Annotated in this window: 18 protein-coding genes; 10 read left to right on the forward strand and 8 right to left on the reverse strand. The window is 42.4% G+C overall.

From position 1 onward, the window contains the following. Window positions 1-17: 17 nt before the first annotated feature. On the forward strand, window positions 18-1,400 hold the full coding sequence (locus ACOOEY_RS05940) for an HTTM domain-containing protein (RefSeq protein ID WP_420387760.1): 1,383 nt from the start codon (window positions 18-20) through the stop codon (window positions 1,398-1,400). On the opposite strand, the gene ACOOEY_RS05945 is transcribed toward ACOOEY_RS05940, so the two are convergent. Both ACOOEY_RS05945 and ACOOEY_RS05950 read right to left on the reverse strand, forming a co-directional pair. Next, entirely contained in the window at window positions 1,401-1,877 is a 477-nt protein-coding gene (locus ACOOEY_RS05945; protein ID WP_420387761.1) for an MOSC domain-containing protein, read from the reverse strand. 8 nt (window positions 1,878-1,885) lie between these two features. Further along, the gene (locus tag ACOOEY_RS05950; RefSeq protein WP_420387762.1) at window positions 1,886-2,758 is read right to left on the reverse strand and encodes a sterol desaturase family protein; all 873 of its coding nucleotides are present in this window, start codon (window positions 2,756-2,758) and stop codon (window positions 1,886-1,888) included. Window positions 2,759-2,851: 93 nt separating this feature from the next. Here ACOOEY_RS05950 and ACOOEY_RS05955 point away from each other — a divergent pair, with 93 nt between their 5' ends. Then, window positions 2,852-4,273, forward strand: a complete 1,422-nt coding sequence (locus tag ACOOEY_RS05955; protein ID WP_420387763.1) for an amidohydrolase family protein — start codon at window positions 2,852-2,854, stop codon at window positions 4,271-4,273. Between the two features lie 94 nt (window positions 4,274-4,367). Then, window positions 4,368-4,922, forward strand: coding sequence for a PepSY-associated TM helix domain-containing protein (locus tag ACOOEY_RS05960; RefSeq protein ID WP_420387764.1), 555 nt, complete (start codon window positions 4,368-4,370; stop codon window positions 4,920-4,922). Window positions 4,923-4,936: 14 nt separating this feature from the next. On the opposite strand, the gene ACOOEY_RS05965 is transcribed toward ACOOEY_RS05960, so the two are convergent. Next, window positions 4,937-6,118, reverse strand: coding sequence for a hypothetical protein (locus ACOOEY_RS05965; protein ID WP_420387765.1), 1,182 nt, complete (start codon window positions 6,116-6,118; stop codon window positions 4,937-4,939). 48 nt (window positions 6,119-6,166) lie between these two features. Continuing rightward, window positions 6,167-6,373: a hypothetical protein gene (locus ACOOEY_RS05970; protein WP_420387766.1), complete on the reverse strand. Its 207-nt coding sequence runs from the start codon at window positions 6,371-6,373 to the stop codon at window positions 6,167-6,169. A gap of 257 nt (window positions 6,374-6,630) precedes the next feature. Here ACOOEY_RS05970 and ACOOEY_RS05975 point away from each other — a divergent pair, with 257 nt between their 5' ends. Next, entirely contained in the window at window positions 6,631-8,220 is a 1,590-nt protein-coding gene (locus ACOOEY_RS05975; protein WP_420387767.1) for a M1 family metallopeptidase, read from the forward strand. Between the two features lie 41 nt (window positions 8,221-8,261). Beyond that, window positions 8,262-8,444 carry a hypothetical protein gene (locus ACOOEY_RS05980; RefSeq protein ID WP_420387768.1) on the forward strand — a complete coding sequence of 61 codons (183 nt, stop codon included), beginning with the start codon at window positions 8,262-8,264 and terminating at the stop codon, window positions 8,442-8,444. Window positions 8,445-8,462: 18 nt separating this feature from the next. On the opposite strand, the gene ACOOEY_RS05985 is transcribed toward ACOOEY_RS05980, so the two are convergent. Then, window positions 8,463-8,906 carry a 3-oxoacyl-ACP synthase gene (locus ACOOEY_RS05985; RefSeq protein ID WP_420387769.1) on the reverse strand — a complete coding sequence of 148 codons (444 nt, stop codon included), beginning with the start codon at window positions 8,904-8,906 and terminating at the stop codon, window positions 8,463-8,465. Between the two features lie 157 nt (window positions 8,907-9,063). On the opposite strand from ACOOEY_RS05985, the gene ACOOEY_RS05990 reads away from it, so the two are divergent. Then, the gene (locus tag ACOOEY_RS05990) at window positions 9,064-9,480 is read left to right on the forward strand and encodes a BLUF domain-containing protein (RefSeq protein WP_420387770.1); all 417 of its coding nucleotides are present in this window, start codon (window positions 9,064-9,066) and stop codon (window positions 9,478-9,480) included. Here ACOOEY_RS05990 and ACOOEY_RS05995 read toward each other — a convergent pair. Genes ACOOEY_RS05995 through ACOOEY_RS06005 form a run of 3 tightly spaced genes read right to left on the reverse strand, consistent with a single transcriptional unit; the run spans window position 9,477 to window position 12,692 of the window. Continuing rightward, the gene (locus tag ACOOEY_RS05995; protein WP_420387771.1) at window positions 9,477-10,703 is read right to left on the reverse strand and encodes an alanine dehydrogenase; all 1,227 of its coding nucleotides are present in this window, start codon (window positions 10,701-10,703) and stop codon (window positions 9,477-9,479) included. The genes ACOOEY_RS05990 and ACOOEY_RS05995 overlap by 4 nt on opposite strands. Further along, the gene (tsaE, locus tag ACOOEY_RS06000; RefSeq protein ID WP_420387772.1) at window positions 10,693-11,118 is read right to left on the reverse strand and encodes a tRNA (adenosine(37)-N6)-threonylcarbamoyltransferase complex ATPase subunit type 1 TsaE; all 426 of its coding nucleotides are present in this window, start codon (window positions 11,116-11,118) and stop codon (window positions 10,693-10,695) included. Before tsaE ends, ACOOEY_RS05995 begins: the two co-directional genes overlap by 11 nt. 11 nt (window positions 11,119-11,129) lie before the next feature. Further along, window positions 11,130-12,692, reverse strand: a complete 1,563-nt coding sequence (locus ACOOEY_RS06005; protein WP_420387773.1) for a PglZ domain-containing protein — start codon at window positions 12,690-12,692, stop codon at window positions 11,130-11,132. A gap of 50 nt (window positions 12,693-12,742) precedes the next feature. Between ACOOEY_RS06005 and ACOOEY_RS06010 the strand changes: the two genes are divergently transcribed. The 4 genes from ACOOEY_RS06010 to lpxA are packed head-to-tail and all read left to right on the forward strand — an operon-like array spanning window position 12,743 to window position 17,208. Continuing rightward, window positions 12,743-13,975, forward strand: a complete 1,233-nt coding sequence (locus tag ACOOEY_RS06010) for an HD domain-containing protein (RefSeq protein ID WP_420387774.1) — start codon at window positions 12,743-12,745, stop codon at window positions 13,973-13,975. Window positions 13,976-13,993: 18 nt separating this feature from the next. Beyond that, window positions 13,994-15,016 (forward strand): UDP-3-O-(3-hydroxymyristoyl)glucosamine N-acyltransferase, encoded by a 1,023-nt coding sequence (lpxD, locus tag ACOOEY_RS06015; RefSeq protein WP_420387775.1) that lies wholly within the window; start codon window positions 13,994-13,996, stop codon window positions 15,014-15,016. 24 nt (window positions 15,017-15,040) lie between these two features. After that, the gene (locus ACOOEY_RS06020) at window positions 15,041-16,429 is read left to right on the forward strand and encodes a bifunctional UDP-3-O-[3-hydroxymyristoyl] N-acetylglucosamine deacetylase/3-hydroxyacyl-ACP dehydratase (protein WP_420387776.1); all 1,389 of its coding nucleotides are present in this window, start codon (window positions 15,041-15,043) and stop codon (window positions 16,427-16,429) included. Continuing rightward, window positions 16,426-17,208 (forward strand): acyl-ACP--UDP-N-acetylglucosamine O-acyltransferase, encoded by a 783-nt coding sequence (gene lpxA / locus ACOOEY_RS06025; RefSeq protein WP_420387777.1) that lies wholly within the window; start codon window positions 16,426-16,428, stop codon window positions 17,206-17,208. Before ACOOEY_RS06020 ends, lpxA begins: the two co-directional genes overlap by 4 nt.

Consider the following 17,208-nt stretch of genomic DNA (forward strand, 5'->3'; position numbering starts at 1 on the left):
GAGCTTAGATCAGGGGCATGCCATTATCAGAAACAAGGGAGACAAAGTATTGGAATATAAAGCATCAGCTTTTTCAACCGGTTGACAATGCCTTTCTGGTACTCTTTCGAATACTATTCGGAGGCATCATGTTTTGGGAAGTGACCCGATACTTTCGGTATGGGTGGATACACCGTTATTGGATAGAACCTTACTACAACTTCAGCTATGCCCCTTTCCACCTGAAACCTCTTCCGGGTGATTATATGTACTGGCTTTGGGGAGTGCTAGGTTTGCTGGCCATCTTTATTACACTGGGTTTCTTGTACAGAATTTCTACCAGCATCTTCTTTCTACTTTTCAGCTATACTTTCTTACTGGAACAAGCACGATACCTGAACCACTTCTACCTGGTTGTTCTCGTGAGTTTTCTGATGATTTTTCTTCCCGCACATCACAACTGGTCTATTGATGCCCAACTCTGGAAAAGGATTAAAACTCCTCTTGCACCCCAATGGTCGCTTTGGCTGCTACGATTTATTGTTGCCGTCCCCTATTTCTTTGGTGGCATTGCCAAACTGAATCCGGATTGGCTTCAGGGATACCCTTTGGCAATTTGGCTGAATCCGGGCTTCCCTCTGATCGGACAGTATTTCGATGAGCAATGGATGATTTTACTGATCTCTTATGCCGGCCTGGCCCTGGATCTTTTCATCGTCCCTCTTTTATTATGGAGAAAGACACGTTGGCCGGCATTTATATTGATTACTGCCTTCCACCTGATGAATTCACAGCTTTTCAGCATAGGTATTTTTCCTTGGTTTATGATTGGGGCCACCACCATTTTCTTTTCACCTGACTGGCCCAGAAAGGCATTGCAGTTAATCACCAATAGAGTCAAAGACATTAGTCAGGCACAGTTTGAGCAGTTTAAAGTCCCGGGTCCATTAATCCAAAAAGTCACCTTTTGGGCATTATTCATCTTTGTCTTCCTTCAAATTACCCTTCCACTTCGACACCTGATGATTCCCGGTAATGTACATTGGACCGAAGGAGGACACAGATATGCATGGCATATGAAGCTCAGGAGTAAATCGGGTCAGACCACCTTCTTTTTAGAAAACAAAGCTAACGGAGAGCGCATAGTACCCGACCTGGCTGGATACCTTCAGGAATGGCAGGCTGATGATATGCATGGCAAACCTTACATGATCTGGCATTTTGCCCAGTTCCTCAAAGAAGAGTTTGCCCTCATGGGGGTTGATGTAGCTGTTTATGCCGAAGCGCTGGCCTCGTTGAACGGAAGAGAACCTCAGTACATCATTGATCCGAATACTGATCTCACCAGCGTCTCCTTCCCCTGGTGGGGTTGGGCCAATTGGTATATCCATCTGGAAACGCCCCTGGTTAGTAGGTGGTGATTAAGCCAGAGTGATCTCATCTCCCTGATGGATCATTCCACTCTCCAGAATCCTGGCCGTAATACCACCATGTCCTCTCATAGCATTATAGCCTCCTTCTCCCAGGTTCTCCTCCATCCGTGAGCACGGGTGACACTCTCCTGTATATTCGAGTAAGACTTCACCAATTCGAAACCTTTTATCTTTCAATGAAAGAAGGTTGATACCCTGAGTAATAATATTTCTGCGAACTAAAGGTGGATCAAGCTGTTCTAAGCCGAGAATGGAAGCAGCAGCTGCCAGATGTTCAGACATGATAAGAGTGACCTGTCGCTTTCCCCCGTTGGAAGAGTAATGGTCTCCTTCCAGACCCCTCTTCGCTATGGCATTGACAGAAGGTATTTCAATGGGCGTCATTCTTCTTGCAGGTCGTACAGTAATAGCAACAATACGACCCGGCTTCGCCAGCCTGGATTTCATTTCATTAATGGAAAGCATGCTCGTTCTTATGGTAATGCCCTGGCATCGGCCGCAACCTCTTGTTCTCCAAATTTGGTACCTACCGGAGGTCTGTACGGCTGAAAAGGAATCTTGAGCAAGTTAGCCATCTCATCATTTTCTTTGGGGTCCATATGCGTATCGATGCCATATTTCAGTTCTCTTGTGTCATCTACCTGAGCAAACGTACCAAAAATACGATCCCAGAAAGAGAAGATATTACCGTAGTTGGTATCGGTTAAGGGTTGAGTGTAGTGGTGATGTACCTTGTGCATCAACGGTGTAATGAATACCCATGAAAGCGCCCTATCCACTGACCTCGGCATATTGATATTAGCATGGGTAATGTGAGCAAACAGCACCGACATACTCTGATAGAACATAATGATCCACATTGGAGCACCCACAATCATAACCGCCAGAATGGTAAAGCCTATTCTGAAGACCGTTTCGCCTGGGTGGTGTCTTAAGCCTGTCGTAACATCTACAGCGGTGTCGGTATGATGTACCAAATGAAACTTCCACATCCAGCGAACTTTGTGCTCAGTCCAGTGAACGAAATAAGCACCAATCAGGTCGAGCAGAAGAACACCTACCACCAATTGTGCCCACAGTGGTAAGTCGATGATATAAAGTAACCCGAAACGATGATCAGCTACCAGGTCCGAGGCATACAGTAACACTCTGGCCAACCCAAACCCGATGATTATGGTAGTCAGCGTAAAAAACAGGTTAATCCCCGCATGCCTGATTTTCTTGTATTGAAAGCTAAACAATGGCAAAGTACCCTCAAGCACCCAAAACAAGACAATACCACCAATAAGAATTCCGGCTCTGAATTCCGTGGGGATGTTATTAAAGAAATTTACAAGACTTTCCATGTTTCAATTTATTCGCCACACATCATATTTGCAATTAGGGCTAAAAATTGGTTGAATCTAATTGTTTAACTTTCAGTCTATTCTCAATCGATTATGAAACAGAAGCCTCTTTTCACCCTCGCTATACTTTTCCTATCTCTTACCGCTATAGCTCAGAATTTTTCCAGAACTGTCGCTCCTTATGTGACTCATCAGGAGAAAGCCATAGCGATCACCAATGTCAAATTAATAGATGGTACCGGTGCTCCGGCAAAAGAAAATCAAACAGTCATTTTTGAAAACGGAGTCATCACCCAAATTGGCAATACCAGCCAGATCACCTACCCTGCTGACTACACTACCATAGACGGAACAGGAAAGACCTTGATTCCGGGACTGGTCATGCTACACGAGCATATATTCTATCCTAAACCTTTCGATGGTGTATTTAGCGTAGCTCAAATGACCTTTACCTTTCCCCGGCTCTATCTGGCAGGTGGAGTAACCACCATTCGTACAGCAGGAAGCATTGAACCGCAAACCGATTTAAACATCAGAAAGTGGATCGAAGAAGGCAGAATGCTTGGTCCAAAAATGGATCTCACCGGCCCCTTTATTGAGCGAGCCGGCACTCCTGTACCTGAGGTAGGAATTATTGAAAGTCCTGAAGACGGAATCGAAATGGTTGAGTATTGGGGCAAGAGAGGAATTAATTCCTTCAAGGTTTATCAGAATATAACAAAAGAAGACTTACAGGCTGTAGTAAATGCTGCACATGCGCAGGGTAAAAAAGTAACCGGACATATCTGCTCAGTAACTTATCGCGAAGCTGCCGAAATAGGCATCGACAACATAGAACATGGCTTTTTTCAAAGCTCAGATTTCGTGGATGACAAAGTGGATAATTTCTGTCCTGCTTTTAAAAGAGGACAGGCCTTATCGGAGCTTCCTGAAGACAGTCCTGAAATGGAGGCACTTATGAAGTTTCTAATAGAGAAGAATGTGGCAGTCACCTCAACTCTTCCTGTTTTTGAGCCTTATACCAACAGGGAAGTAGTTTTAGGTGGTGGCTTAGAAGCTATGAGTCCGGAGATCAGAGAAAGCCTGGAAAGAAGTCATGAAAGAAGACAGGGAAGAGATTCTGCCTCCATCGCTTCCTTCAAAAAACAAATGGCCTGGGAAAGAAAATTCTACGACATGGGTGGACATCTCATGGCAGGTACTGACCCCACCGGAGCAGGACGAACCGTTGCCGGCTATGGTAACATGAGGTTGATTGAGCTCTTGATTGAAGCAGGTTTTTCTACCGTAGAAGCCATTAAAATTTCCTCTCTTAATGGAGCAACTTATCTCGAAAGAGCCGATAAAGTCGGTTCCGTTGAGATGGGCAAGCAGGCAGACCTGGTACTGATTGATGGAGATTTAGAGGCAGACATTAGCAACATCAGAAAAATTGTAACGGTATTCAAAGATGGTATCGGCTTCGACTCTAAAAAGATCTTCGAGTCCATGAAAGGGAAAGTGGGGATGCATTAAATCTCTCCCGGAAAAATAAATCTACCAAGCCTTGAAAATTTAAAATTCAGTTCTACTTTTGCAGTCTATTTAAAATCAGTCTAAATAAATATAGATGCGAAAGTTCAAAAATTTCTGCCGTAATTATCACAGAGATATTGCTTACCTCTTTGTTGGGTTAATCATTGCCTTCTCCATTTCAGGAATTGCTCTTAACCACAGAAGAACTTTTAACTCACGTCAGTATACTTTCGACTCTGAACCATTAAAGATTGAGTTGACCCGCGCAGCAGATGCCATAGATGATGACTATGTCAAGTCTTTGATTCCTCAGACCAATGTGGGTAATGAATACAGAATGTTCCGCATTCAGGAAGGCAACTTGCGCATCTATTTTGAGGATGCTTTGGCCGAAGTAAGTCTGGAAACCGGAGAAGGAAAAGTAGACTTTTTTGGGAGACGCTATGTGCTGGCCGAAATGGCTGACCTTCACCAAACCACGAATCCTGCCTGGGTTTGGTACTCTGATATTTTTGGAGTTGCCATGGTATTTATCTCAGTAACCGGAATGTTCATCGCCAGCGGCAAAAACAGCTTTAAGAAAAGAGGAATCTGGTTTGCACTGGTTGGAGCCATCTTCCCACTTGTCTTTTTATTCTTTTTGGCCTGATCAAAAAGTCGAACTTAGTTTTGAATAGTTAAACTAACCTTAACTATTCTTGGCTCCTCGACCAAGTCATTGTACTCCAAAAAGTACAGATAACCCTGATCATCCTGACCAATAAAATTCCCTAAATTCTTACCTGATATGTCCAATATCTCTCCTATCTTTTTCGGGTTACTCTGATTAATCTGAAATAATTCAAGATTGAAAGTCGGAGGAAAATCCTTAGAAGAAAAAGAAGCTCTGTCATTCGGAATTCGATCATCATTACCAAGTGCTTCACGGTAGACCCTTATCACACAAGCACCTACAGATTTCATCTGGAAAGAGTTCTTCATTTTCAACCCAAACCCATTGAGCTTCCTTGTAATGAGTATGTCATTATTCTTCTGCTGTGCTCCGAAGGGCTCTCCGGAAGCATCAGGAAATGCATTAGGTCTACTAACAATTACGTCATATGAAGCCAAATCTGCTCCATATACATAAATGTCGTGATCAAATGGAAAGGAAACCACATATGATTTATCTGTTTTGACAACAGATGGTGAAAAGCCAGCATAAAACAGCTCATCTCGATAGGGAGACTCCTTCGGATACTTAAGCCTGGAAAACACTTTTCTTTCACTAAGATTTATGGAGTGTAGTAAAGAAGAGCTTTCATAAAACTCCTTTTGTGAGATTGGGTATATATTTTCAAATGCCGTCAGCTCAACAAGTAAATCACCTTCCTGAACATAAGCATCAACAATTCCAACATTAGCACTGCTCGCACCACCATTCCAAAATTCCGGTAACTTCCAGAAATCAATCATTACACTTTGCGGATTGAACAAGCCGAGCCTAAGAAACTGAGAGTCATAAACCAAAATAGAATCAGGATTAATTACCTTTACATCGGAAATCCTATTCATTCCCAGAGGATCATTGATTGTAGGAATACTAACTCTGTGAAGCAGGCTTCCATTCAAATCAAAAATTAACACCTCGTTTCTTCTTCTATCCTGACCGATTATAACTTTTTTCTCACCCCATAAAGCTATTTCAAACGAAGATGGGTAGTTATTACCCAGCTCAAGCTCCACCATTCCTTCAATATTTAACTGAAGCTCAAATAGTTGACTTTTGTCTGATTCTTTCTCACTGTTGGTACAACCAACTATTACCAAACCTGCAAAGGCAATCAAAATATTTCTTACACTCATTTTAAAGGCAAAAGGCCTGTTTCCAGGCCTTATTAAGTTCAATATAATTTACTCAATAATTGGCGTACAACTTAGTACTGTACATCTACCAGTCTCTAGACAGAGAATACATTCTGTGGACTCCGGATCCCCATTTTCATCATAGAAAATCACTTCCATAGCCTTTACTGTATGTGCTTCGAGTTTGACATTAGTGGTAAGCATTAATGATAAAACACCTACACACAACATTCCAATTTTAAATACTTTTTTCATGTTTATTTTTTTAAAATGAATTCTAATAATAACATCATTCAATTATAAGCACAAACCATCTACATAAAATTATACTCATACTGAAAATCTCATTGATAAAACATCCCCTCAAAATAAATGCGACTTCAATGAACCGTACTTGACAAACTACTATTGTACCTAGTCTTAGTAAACTCTGTTGATCAAAAAAGTTGTGTTGCTCAATGGCACTAGTAATCACACTTCAATCATCAGCTAAATTTACTTAGCTTGGTAGCATGAAGCACTTTGTCCTTACCATACTATGTCTTGTTTCGTTTCAGGCTATAGCTCAAAAGCATCAGGAACGCCTTGCATCTATAGACATTCAGCACTACAGGTTCGAACTACAGCTCAATGATGACAATGACATGATCAATGGCATTGCCCATGTGAGTATTCGCTTTTTGAAGAATCAGGACAAGTTTCAACTAGACCTGGTAAATCAGGGAGCAGAAAAGGGAATGAAGGTCAATGCGGTTATGCTGAATAACCAACGCGTCCCTTTCACTCATCAGAATGATCAATTGACGATTAACTACTCAGCCCTGAAAAATGAGGTAAAAACATTTCTCATCGCCTATTCAGGGATTCCTGAAACAGGACTTATTATTTCTAAGAATAAATATGGTGACAGAACCTTTTTTGGAGACAACTGGCCTGACCGAGGTAAACACTGGCTCCCCATTGTAGACCATCCTTCTGACAAAGCGACTGTAGAGTGGGTCATCACCGCTCCGGCACACTATCAGGTGGTTGGTAATGGCCGGCTTGTAGAAAGAACAAACATTAATGAATCGCTAACCCTCACCCATTGGAAATCGGATGTTGTACTCCCTACCAAAGTAATGGTATTTGGTGCTGCTCGTTTTGCCATTCAGGTAACCGGTGAAATCTACGATATCCCAATATCTTCATGGGTATACCCTCAGGATAGAGAAAAGGGCTTTTACGACTATGCACTGGCATTACCTGTAACTGACTGGTTCATCAATCATGTTGGGCCTTATCCTTACGCCAAGCTAGCCAATGTACAATCGAAGACTCAGTTTGGAGGCATGGAGAATGCCTCTAATATCTTCTATTCTGAAAATTCTGTTAACGGAACTCGTAGTGCCGAAGGTCTTATCGCTCATGAAATTGCCCACCAATGGTTTGGCAACTCTGCTTCAGAAGCCAACTGGCATCATGTATGGCTCAGCGAAGGCTTTGCCACTTACTTCACTAACCTTTACATGGAGCATAAATATGGCAGAGACAATTTTGTGGAAAGAGAAAAACAGCAAAGAGAACAAGTAATTGCTTACAGCAAAGAAAACAGGGTACCTGTTGTCAATACTTCGATAGAAAACTATATGAACTTACTCAATACCAACTCCTATCAGAAAGGGGGCTGGGTACTACATATGCTAAGGAAAGAAGTGGGTGACGAGGCATTCTGGGAAGCCATAAGACAGTATTACGATCAGTATCAATTAAGCAATGCTTTGACTGAAGATCTCAAAAACGTTTTCGAATCGGTAAGTGGTAAGGAATTAGACCAGTTTTTCAATCAATGGATTATGCAGGCAGGTCAGCCAGAAATTGACGCTTCATGGTCATTTGATGATGGAAAGCTCAACATGAACATCAACCAACTGCAAGCTGAGAATTTCCGGTTTAACCTGGAAGTGGAAATAGTCTATGCTGATGGAAGTTCAGAAATCAGGACCATTCCGGTATCACAGAAAAATCAAAAGTGGACACCTGAGTTGAACTCAAAACCTGCCAAAATAGTACTGGATCCTAATTGCTGGCTGCTGTTTGAGGGCAAAGTGTCAGCACTTTAGGCCTTTTTGACAAAAGGCATGACTATTGACAAAGGCCCGTCATGCCTAAATCGCGCTTTAAGATTTTGTTAATCAAGGCTTTCAGTCTGCTGAAAGTTTTGATTGTCGCCTGGATGATTGGCATTGCGAATTGTATTAAGCAGGAAAGTAAATTCATGGAAGATACCTTCATTAAAACTGAACTAAGAGAAGAGCAGGAAGATGATGAGCCCTTTATTGACTAGACTAACCAGAAGTATCTTCTATGAAACCGCAATGATTCGCTCCTGCTTCCCGGCAAAGATAATGCTGTTATTGACCTGCTTACCCATCAGCTCCTGACCAACAGGTGATGCCGGAGAGATAACAAAAATCTCTTTGCCATTGACTACAAGCTTCCCTAGCGAAACGGCTAAAAAGAAAAGACAGGTAGAAGTTTTCACGAGGGTACCGCTAACCACTTTGACTGAGGCATTTTCCATCTCCAACCCATCGAGTACCTGCTTCATTCTCTGCGCATCAGCCAACTGCGTACTGAACTTCTCCTTTTCAAGATTGATCATCTCACGGGCAGTTTCATATTTATCGCCCATGGAGCTTTTTGTATCACTGGCTGCCGACTCTGCCAACTTCTGCAACTCCAGCTCAAGGGCAACAATTCTTTGATTGACTTTTTCAGAACACATCTGAAAAACATCCCTTTTCAATTCCAACATTTTGCAAAGGAATGAAATAGTTTCGAATGATTTTCAACTTGAATCCTCACTTTTATCAACTATCAGGACAAGATGTTTAGCCCATAAAGAAGAAGTAGTTTTTCGCTAAGGGCAATTTTCCTATCTTGAAGACACCAGTGTCTAATCTATGCTATACGAACTGATATACAGGAGCACCGCTAAACCCGGATTAACTGAAGAAGAATTGAAGACAATTCTTACAACAGCACGTCAATTCAATTCTGAAAATAATATTACAGGCTGCCTCCTCTTCCATGAAGGTCAGTTTCTACAATTGCTGGAAGGTGATTTTCAGGTACTTCTGGATTTATATGACAAAATAAAGCGTGACCCCAGACACCGCGAGTTTCTCTTGCTTCACATGAAAGAGTCTCCCCAGAGAGTCTACGACAGATGGACAATGGCCTTTAAAACACTCAACAACAATGAGTTAAGGGACTATTCCGGTGTATCTGAATTTACCGAACTGGAAACAGAAGAAGAGGAAAGCTCAATTTCTGTGGAACTTTTTCAGGCCATCAGTCAGGACATGGTGAGCCACTAGAATCGGGCCGCCATTAACAATCCCAAATCTTTATAGGGCAAGTTGAATCGCTTGGCTATCTCCAAATTAGTTGCAAATCCTTTATAGGTGTAAACCCCTTTACTGAACCAATTATAGGTATAGATCATATCATCTATCCCTCCGGTGTCTGCCATCTTGAGAATGACTGGTGTAAGAATATTACTCAATGCTGTTGTGGCAGTCCTCGCAGCTCTTGAAGCAATATTGGGCACACAATAATGTATCACATCAAACTTCCTGAAAGTGGGTCTGTCATGTGAAGTAATTTCAGAAGTCTCGATACAGCCCCCCTGGTCAATTGACACATCAATAATAACTGAACCGGGTTTCATGGTTGATACCATTTCTTCAGTGACCACACAACGTGCTCTTCCTTTTTCTGCTCTCAGTGCTCCAATGACCACATCTGCAGAAACCAGTGACTGACCCAGCGTGGCACTATCAATTACGGCTGTAAAGGCTTGGTTCGCCAATTTGTGTTTGATCCTTCTCAGCTTATAAATTTCATTGTCGAAGATTCGTACTTCGGCACCAAGACCTAAAGCCGCCCTGGCGGCATATTCGGCCACTGTGCCAGCACCTAATATGATCACCCTTGTAGGAGGAACACCTGTAATTCCTCCAAGAATAATTCCCTTACCTCCACTGGAACTACTGAGGTATTCTACAGCCATAGGAATAACCAGGCTTCCAGCCAGTTCACTCATGGCGTTCACTATCGGTAGCCCCCCTGCCTTATCCTGAAGAAATTCAAAACCGACAGAAGTGATTTTATTCTTGTTTAATGCCTCATAGTAAGCTTCGGAAGTATTCGCTAACTGAATTGCGGACATGACAGTAGAACCGGGCTTCATCATGTCGATCTCCTTGGTGGTAGGTGGTTCTACCTTTACAACCAGGTTGGCCTCAAAAGCTTCCTTTTTTGAGTACACTATTTCGGCTCCGTTTTCAGAGAACTCAGCATCGGTAAAAAAAGCATGCTCCCCGGCACCCTGCTCAACCATTACTCTGTGTCCATTAGCAACCAAAATGCCCACGGCTGCCGGAGTAAGACTCAAGCGGTTCTCCTGTAAGGAAACCTCTTTTGGAACTGAGATTAACAGGCTCTTCTTACCTGCCTTCAGTTTCACTAGTTGCTCCTGAGGATATAAGCTTCCTTCCTTTGCCAAAGCTTCAAAACCCGATTTCTCTTTACTTCCCATGGTGTTCTAAAGTCAGTTCCCGTTGATCATTTCCCAAAACTCCGATCTGAATAGCCATATGTTTTTCCGGAAGAAGGCTTCCAATCTTCTGCGGCCATTCTATCAAACATAAGTTACCGGAATCAAAATATTCTTCTACACCAATTGCCAAAGCTTCTTCCGGATGCTCTAATCTATAAAAGTCAAAGTGATAAATCACCTCATCATTTAAAGTCAGGTATTCATTAACTATTGAAAAAGTAGGACTCTGAACAGTATCCAGCACTTCTAACTCAGCACATATCGCTTTAGAAAGTGTGGTTTTCCCTGCCCCCATTTCTCCATTTAATACCCAAATTTTCTCCTCGCCTGCAAACTCGATGATTTGCCTGGCAGCAGCCTTCAGCTCACCTAAACCATTCACCTGAATCACCATGACACTTCACTTTAGGCCCTTTTCGAATTTAATGAAATAAAGGGAATAATCATTTCCTCCAAAGATACGCCTCCATGCTGGAAAGTATCGCGATAATACTTGACGTAATGGTTGAAATTATTGGGATAAGCAAAGAAGGTGTCTTCCGTGGCAAACACATAGGAAGTAGACACATTGGGTTTAGGTAGATGAATTTCTTCTGGTTTTCTCACTTCAATAATTCCGTCAGTACTTTTATAGCCCAGATTCTTACCTTGTTTATACCTTAGATTGGTATTGACATTTCTGTCTCCCGCAATCTTAAAGGGTTTTTTAACTCTATAAGTCCCATGATCTGTAGTGATCATGGCTTTCAAACCCTTGTCGGCAATGAGTCTCAAAAGGTCGAAAAGTGGGGAATGCAAAAACCACGACCTGGTCAAAGACCGGTAGGCAGACTCATCTGCGGCCAGTTCCTTTATCATTCTTATATCGGTTCGGGCATGGCTCAACATATCGACAAAGTTGTACACCACTACATTGAGCTGGTTATTCAACAGATTGTTAAAGTTGTCGTTGAGCTGCTTGCCTTGGTTGGCATGAATGATCTTATGATAGCTGGATTTGATATCCAACCTGTGTTTTTTCAGGTTCTCCAGCAGGAATTCTTCTTCATGGTTATTCTTTCCCTCCTCATTGTCATCATCTGGCACCCAGAGATGAGGATACTTTCTTGACATTTCAAGAGGGAGTTCTCCGGAAAATATAGCATTCCGGGCATAAGCAGTAGTTGTTGGCAAAATGGAGTAATAGGCCGACTCTTCAACCATGTTGAAATAGTTGAGCACCTCACTCTCAATTACCTTCCATTGATCAAACCTCAGATTATCAATCAGAATGAAAAAAACGGGTTCATCATTAAGGTGCGGGAACACCTTTTTGCTCATGAGTTGATGAGAAAGCACAGGACGCTCTTCATCAGGGTCATTAAGCCATGAGCTATACTCATCCTCTATGAATCTGGCGAAGTTAGCATTGGCCTCAACCTTCTGCATTTCAAGGACTTCCGCCATGCTCTTGTTTTCCGTACCGTCAATCTCCAACTCCCAGTAGACTAGTTTTTTATAAATCTCAGCCCACTCTGAAAAGTCAATGCGGTCATTAACTTTCATGCTGATATTTCTGAAATCTTGTTGATACTGAAGATTGGTACGCTCACTCACCAATCGCTTATTATCGAGTAGTTTCTTGACTGAAATAAGTATCTGATTGGGGTTGAGAGGTTTAATCAGGTAATCGGCAATCTTAGACCCGATCGCCTCTTCCATAATATGCTCTTCTTCATTCTTGGTAATCATTACCACTGGTAATGAGGGTCTATTGCCTTTGATATAACTCAGTGTCTCCAGACCTGTCATTCCAGGCATATTCTCATCGAGGAACACTATGTCAAAGGGCTTTTTTTCCACCGCTTCAATCGCATCTGCCCCACTGGTTACAGGAGTAACATCATAACCCCTGTCATTCAAAAAAAGGATATGAGGTTTCAGCAGATCGATCTCGTCATCAGCCCATAAAATGTTATATCTTTGCATGAATCGAAATTGAGAAGAAGCTCGAATTTAAGAGAATTAAAGTACAAAACTTGAACAAACGGAAGATTATCAATGATCCTGTCTATGGGTTCATCACCATCAGAAATGAGCTGATTTTCGACATCATCAATCACCCTTATTTTCAGCGACTAAGGCGCATTAAACAAATGGGACTGGCTGAGCTGGTTTATCCGGGAGCTCACCATACAAGGTTCCATCATGCACTTGGTGCTATGCACCTGATGTCCATCACTTTAGACAACCTAAGAACCAAGGGCATCGAGATTACTGATGAAGAATACGAGGGTGCTTTAGTGGCTATTCTTCTGCACGATATTGGTCATGGGCCTTTTTCTCATGCATTGGAATTCAGTCTGTTGAAAGATGTTCATCATGAACACCTCAGCCGGATGATTATTTCCAGACTCAATCAGGAATTTGATGGAGCCCTGAGCCTGGCATTAGACATTTTCAATGGAAATTGTGCCAAGCCTTTTCTTCATCAACTTGTTTCCAGTCAGTTGGATATCGATAGGTTAGACTACCTGAAGCGTGATAGTTTCTTTTCAGGAGTTTCTGAAGGCACAATCGGAGCAGATCGGATCATTAAAATGCTCGATGTTCATGATAACCAGTTAGTGGTCGAAGAAAAGGGGATATATAGCATTGAAAACTTTCTCAGTGCCAGAAGACTCATGTATTGGCAAGTGTACCTGCACAAAGCAGGAGTCAGTGCCGAAAAGATGTTGGTGGCTATTATCAACCGAGCCAAAAAACTGACGCGAAAAAATCAGGCTGATCTATTTATGAGTGATGCACTTAGGTTCTTCTTCGAGCGGGAGATTGGCATTGAGCATTTTGCAGAAGACACTGCTACTCTTGAAAATTTTCTGGAACTGGATGATTATGATGTCTGGGGGGCTATTAAAATCTGGGCTAAATCTGAAGACCCAATTCTTTCGCGACTATGTACCATGCTATTAAAAAGAGAGTTGTTCCGCATACAATTCAGCTCAGAACCTATCACCAGGGAAGAAAAAGAACGCATTCAGCAGAAAGTGATCGATACTTACGGCCTGAAACCAAAAGATGTTAAATACTTCTTTTCAACAGGCCAGGTACAAAACAACGCCTACCTTTCCAACGACAAGAAGATTATGATTGTCTCTAAGAATGGCGAAGTAAGAGATGTAGTAGAAGCTGCTGATCTGCCTAACATCAAGGCCATGAGCAAAATAGTCCGCAAGTACTATCGATGCTGGCCAAAAGAAATAAATTTGTAACAGCCAGATTTACTTAACATGGAAATATCTATTGAACAAGTGGCCATGCTCATTGGAGGCAAGGTAGAAGGTGACGGAGCTGCCACTGTAAACAGACTGGAGAAAATTGAAGAAGCTACAGAAGGTAGCATTGCCTTTTTAGCGAACCCAAAATACCTACCTCACATATATAGCACTCAGGCTACAGCAGTTATTGTGAAGGATGATTTTCAGCCTGAAAAAGAAATCAACTCTAGTCTGATTAGAGTAGAAGACCCCTATTCTGCTTTTGCCAAGTTGCTCGAAGAGTACCAAAAACTTACTGCAAAAGTAAAGACCGGAATTGAGCAGCCTTCCTTTCAGCATGAAAGTGCAAAGTATGGTGAAAATACATACCTGGGAGCTTTCTCTTATCTGGGCGAAAACGCAAAGATTGGAAACAACACTAAGATTTACCCCAATGTATACATTGGTGACAATGTTGAAATTGGTGACAACACTACACTTCACCCAGGAGTTAAGATTTACGCGAATTGTAAAGTCGGAAACCACTGTGTAATCCATTCAGGGGTTGTAATTGGCAGTGATGGCTTTGGATTTGCACCTCAGGAAGATGGTACCTATAAATCCATTCCGCAAACTGGCAACGTAATTATTGAAGACCATGTAGATATCGGTGCCAATACCACAATAGATTGTGCCACTATGGGGTCAACTATTGTGAAAAGTGGTGTTAAAATCGACAATCTGGTTCAGATCGCTCATAATGTTGAAGTGGGTAAAAACACAGCCATTGCTTCACAAGCCGGGCTTTCCGGAAGTGCCAAGATTGGAGAAAACTGTCAGATTGGTGGCCAGGCAGGAATCACCGGGCACCTCAAAATGGCGGATAGAACAATTATCGGCCCTCAGGCCGGAGTTCCAAAAAGCATTACACAAGAAGGTAAGGTCTGGTTTGGTACACCTATCATGGAGCATCGCGATTTTCTACGCGTAAGTGTCATATTAAGGAACCTGCCCAATCTCATCGAACGGGTGAAGGAACTGGAAAAAAAGTTATAAATTTGCGGCATTTTCGCAGAAAGAATGAAGACGAAGCAGCATACAATTAAAGAAGCCGTGACCGTTTCTGGTGTAGGATTACATACGGGTGTAACAGCCAATATGACCTTTACTCCGGCCGGACCCAATCATGGTATTAAGTTCCAAAGAATAGATCTTCCTGATCAACCCATAGTTGATGCTGATGTAGACTACGTAGTGGATTTATCAAGAGGAACTACAATTGAACACAACGGAGCACGTGTAAATACGGTAGAGCATACCTTAGCTGCTTTGGTAGGTCTTGAGATTGATAATGTACTCATTCAGATTGACGGGCCGGAGCCTCCAATATTGGATGGTAGCTCCCGGATCTTTATTGAGGCATTAGAAAAAGTAGGAACAGTAGAGCAAAATGCGCTCAGAAACTTCCTTGAAGTAACCGAGAGTGTAATGTATCGCGACCCTGACAGAGATGTAGAAATTGCAGCTTTGCCTCTCGATGACTTCAGGGTAACTGTCATGGTTGATTATAACTCGCCTGTTCTGGGTAGTCAACATGCTTCACTGAATAACATTCAGGACTTCAAAAAAGACATTTCATCGAGCCGTACTTTCTGCTTTCTGCATGAGCTGGAAATGCTGTACAAGAACAACCTGATTAGAGGTGGTGACCTGAACAATGCCATTGTGGTGGTAGACAGGGTTGTAAAAGACGAAGAGCTCGACTATCTGGCCGGCTTATTCAACAAGCCAAAAGTTGAAGTTAAGAAAGAGGGCATTCTCAACAATGTTGAGTTAAGGCATAGAAATGAGCCGGCAAGACATAAACTACTTGATGTCGTAGGCGACCTGGCACTTGTTGGACGTCCTATCAAGGCCCAAATCCTCGCAGCCAGACCAGGTCATGCGGCCAATGTGGCCTTTGCCAAGAAATTGAAAAAAGCTATGCTGAACACCAAGAGTTCGGCACCATACTACGACCCTACCGTAGAACCGGTAATGGATATCAATCAGATTATGCAAATTCTGCCTCACAGATATCCATTTTTACTGATAGATAAGATCATCCACCTTGATGAGACCATGGTTGCGGGTATCAAAAACGTAACTATGAACGAGCCTTTCTTTACCGGCCACTTCCCTGGCAACCCGGTTATGCCTGGGGTGCTTCAAATTGAGGCCATGGCTCAAATTGGTGGTATACTTGTTTTGAACACTGTACCAGATCCCGAAAATTACACCCCTTACTTCCTCGGGATTGATAAATGTAAATTCAGAAAGATGGTTATTCCGGGTGATACCATTAAATTCAAGTGTGAACTGACTTCTCCGATCAAGAGAGGAATTGCACAAATGAATGGATACGCCTATGTGGGCAATACTTTAGTATGTGAAGCCTCTATGACCGCCAGAATAGTAAAGAATCAATGAATCAACCCTTAGCTTATATACATCGCGAAGCCAAGATTGCACGCAATGTGGTGATAGAACCTTTTGTAACCATCAGTAAAAATGTGGTAATAGAAGAAGGAACCTGGATAGGCTCGAACGTCACCATCATGGAAGGTGCACGCATTGGCAAGAACGTTAAAATCTTTCCAGGTGCAGTTGTTTCGGCTATCCCTCAGGATTTAAAGTTTGGGGGTGAAGATACTATCCTCGAAATTGGAGATAACACAGTAGTAAGAGAATGTGTTACCCTCAACAGAGGTACAGATGCTACTAATAAAACAGTGATTGGCAAGAACTGCCTGATTATGGCCTACACTCACGTAGCTCACGACTGTATCATAGGGGACAATTGTATTCTTGTAAACGCAGTACAACTGGCAGGTCATGTAACTATCGATGACTGGGCCATTATTGGAGGTGCTGCGGCTGTTCATCAATTCGTGAATATTGGTGCCCATACCATGGTGTCGGGTGGATCATTAGTTAGAAAGGATGTACCTCCTTATACCAAGGCAGGACGCGAACCTCTGAGCTATGCTGGCATTAATTCAATCGGCCTGAGAAGAAGAGGTTATTCGAATGACAAGATTGCTGAGATTCAGGAAATCTACAGATACATCTTCCTGAAAGGTCTCAACAACTCCAAGGCACTCGACCTGGTTGAACTGGAAATGACTCCTTCCAAGGAAAGAGATGAAATCATCAATTTTTTCAGAAATTCTGACCGAGGTGTAATGAAAGGTTACAGCGCCAAGTAA

Origin of the sequence: Roseivirga sp., from assembly GCF_965216855.1 — a bacterium.
Lineage (GTDB): Bacteria > Bacteroidota > Bacteroidia > Cytophagales > Cyclobacteriaceae > Roseivirga.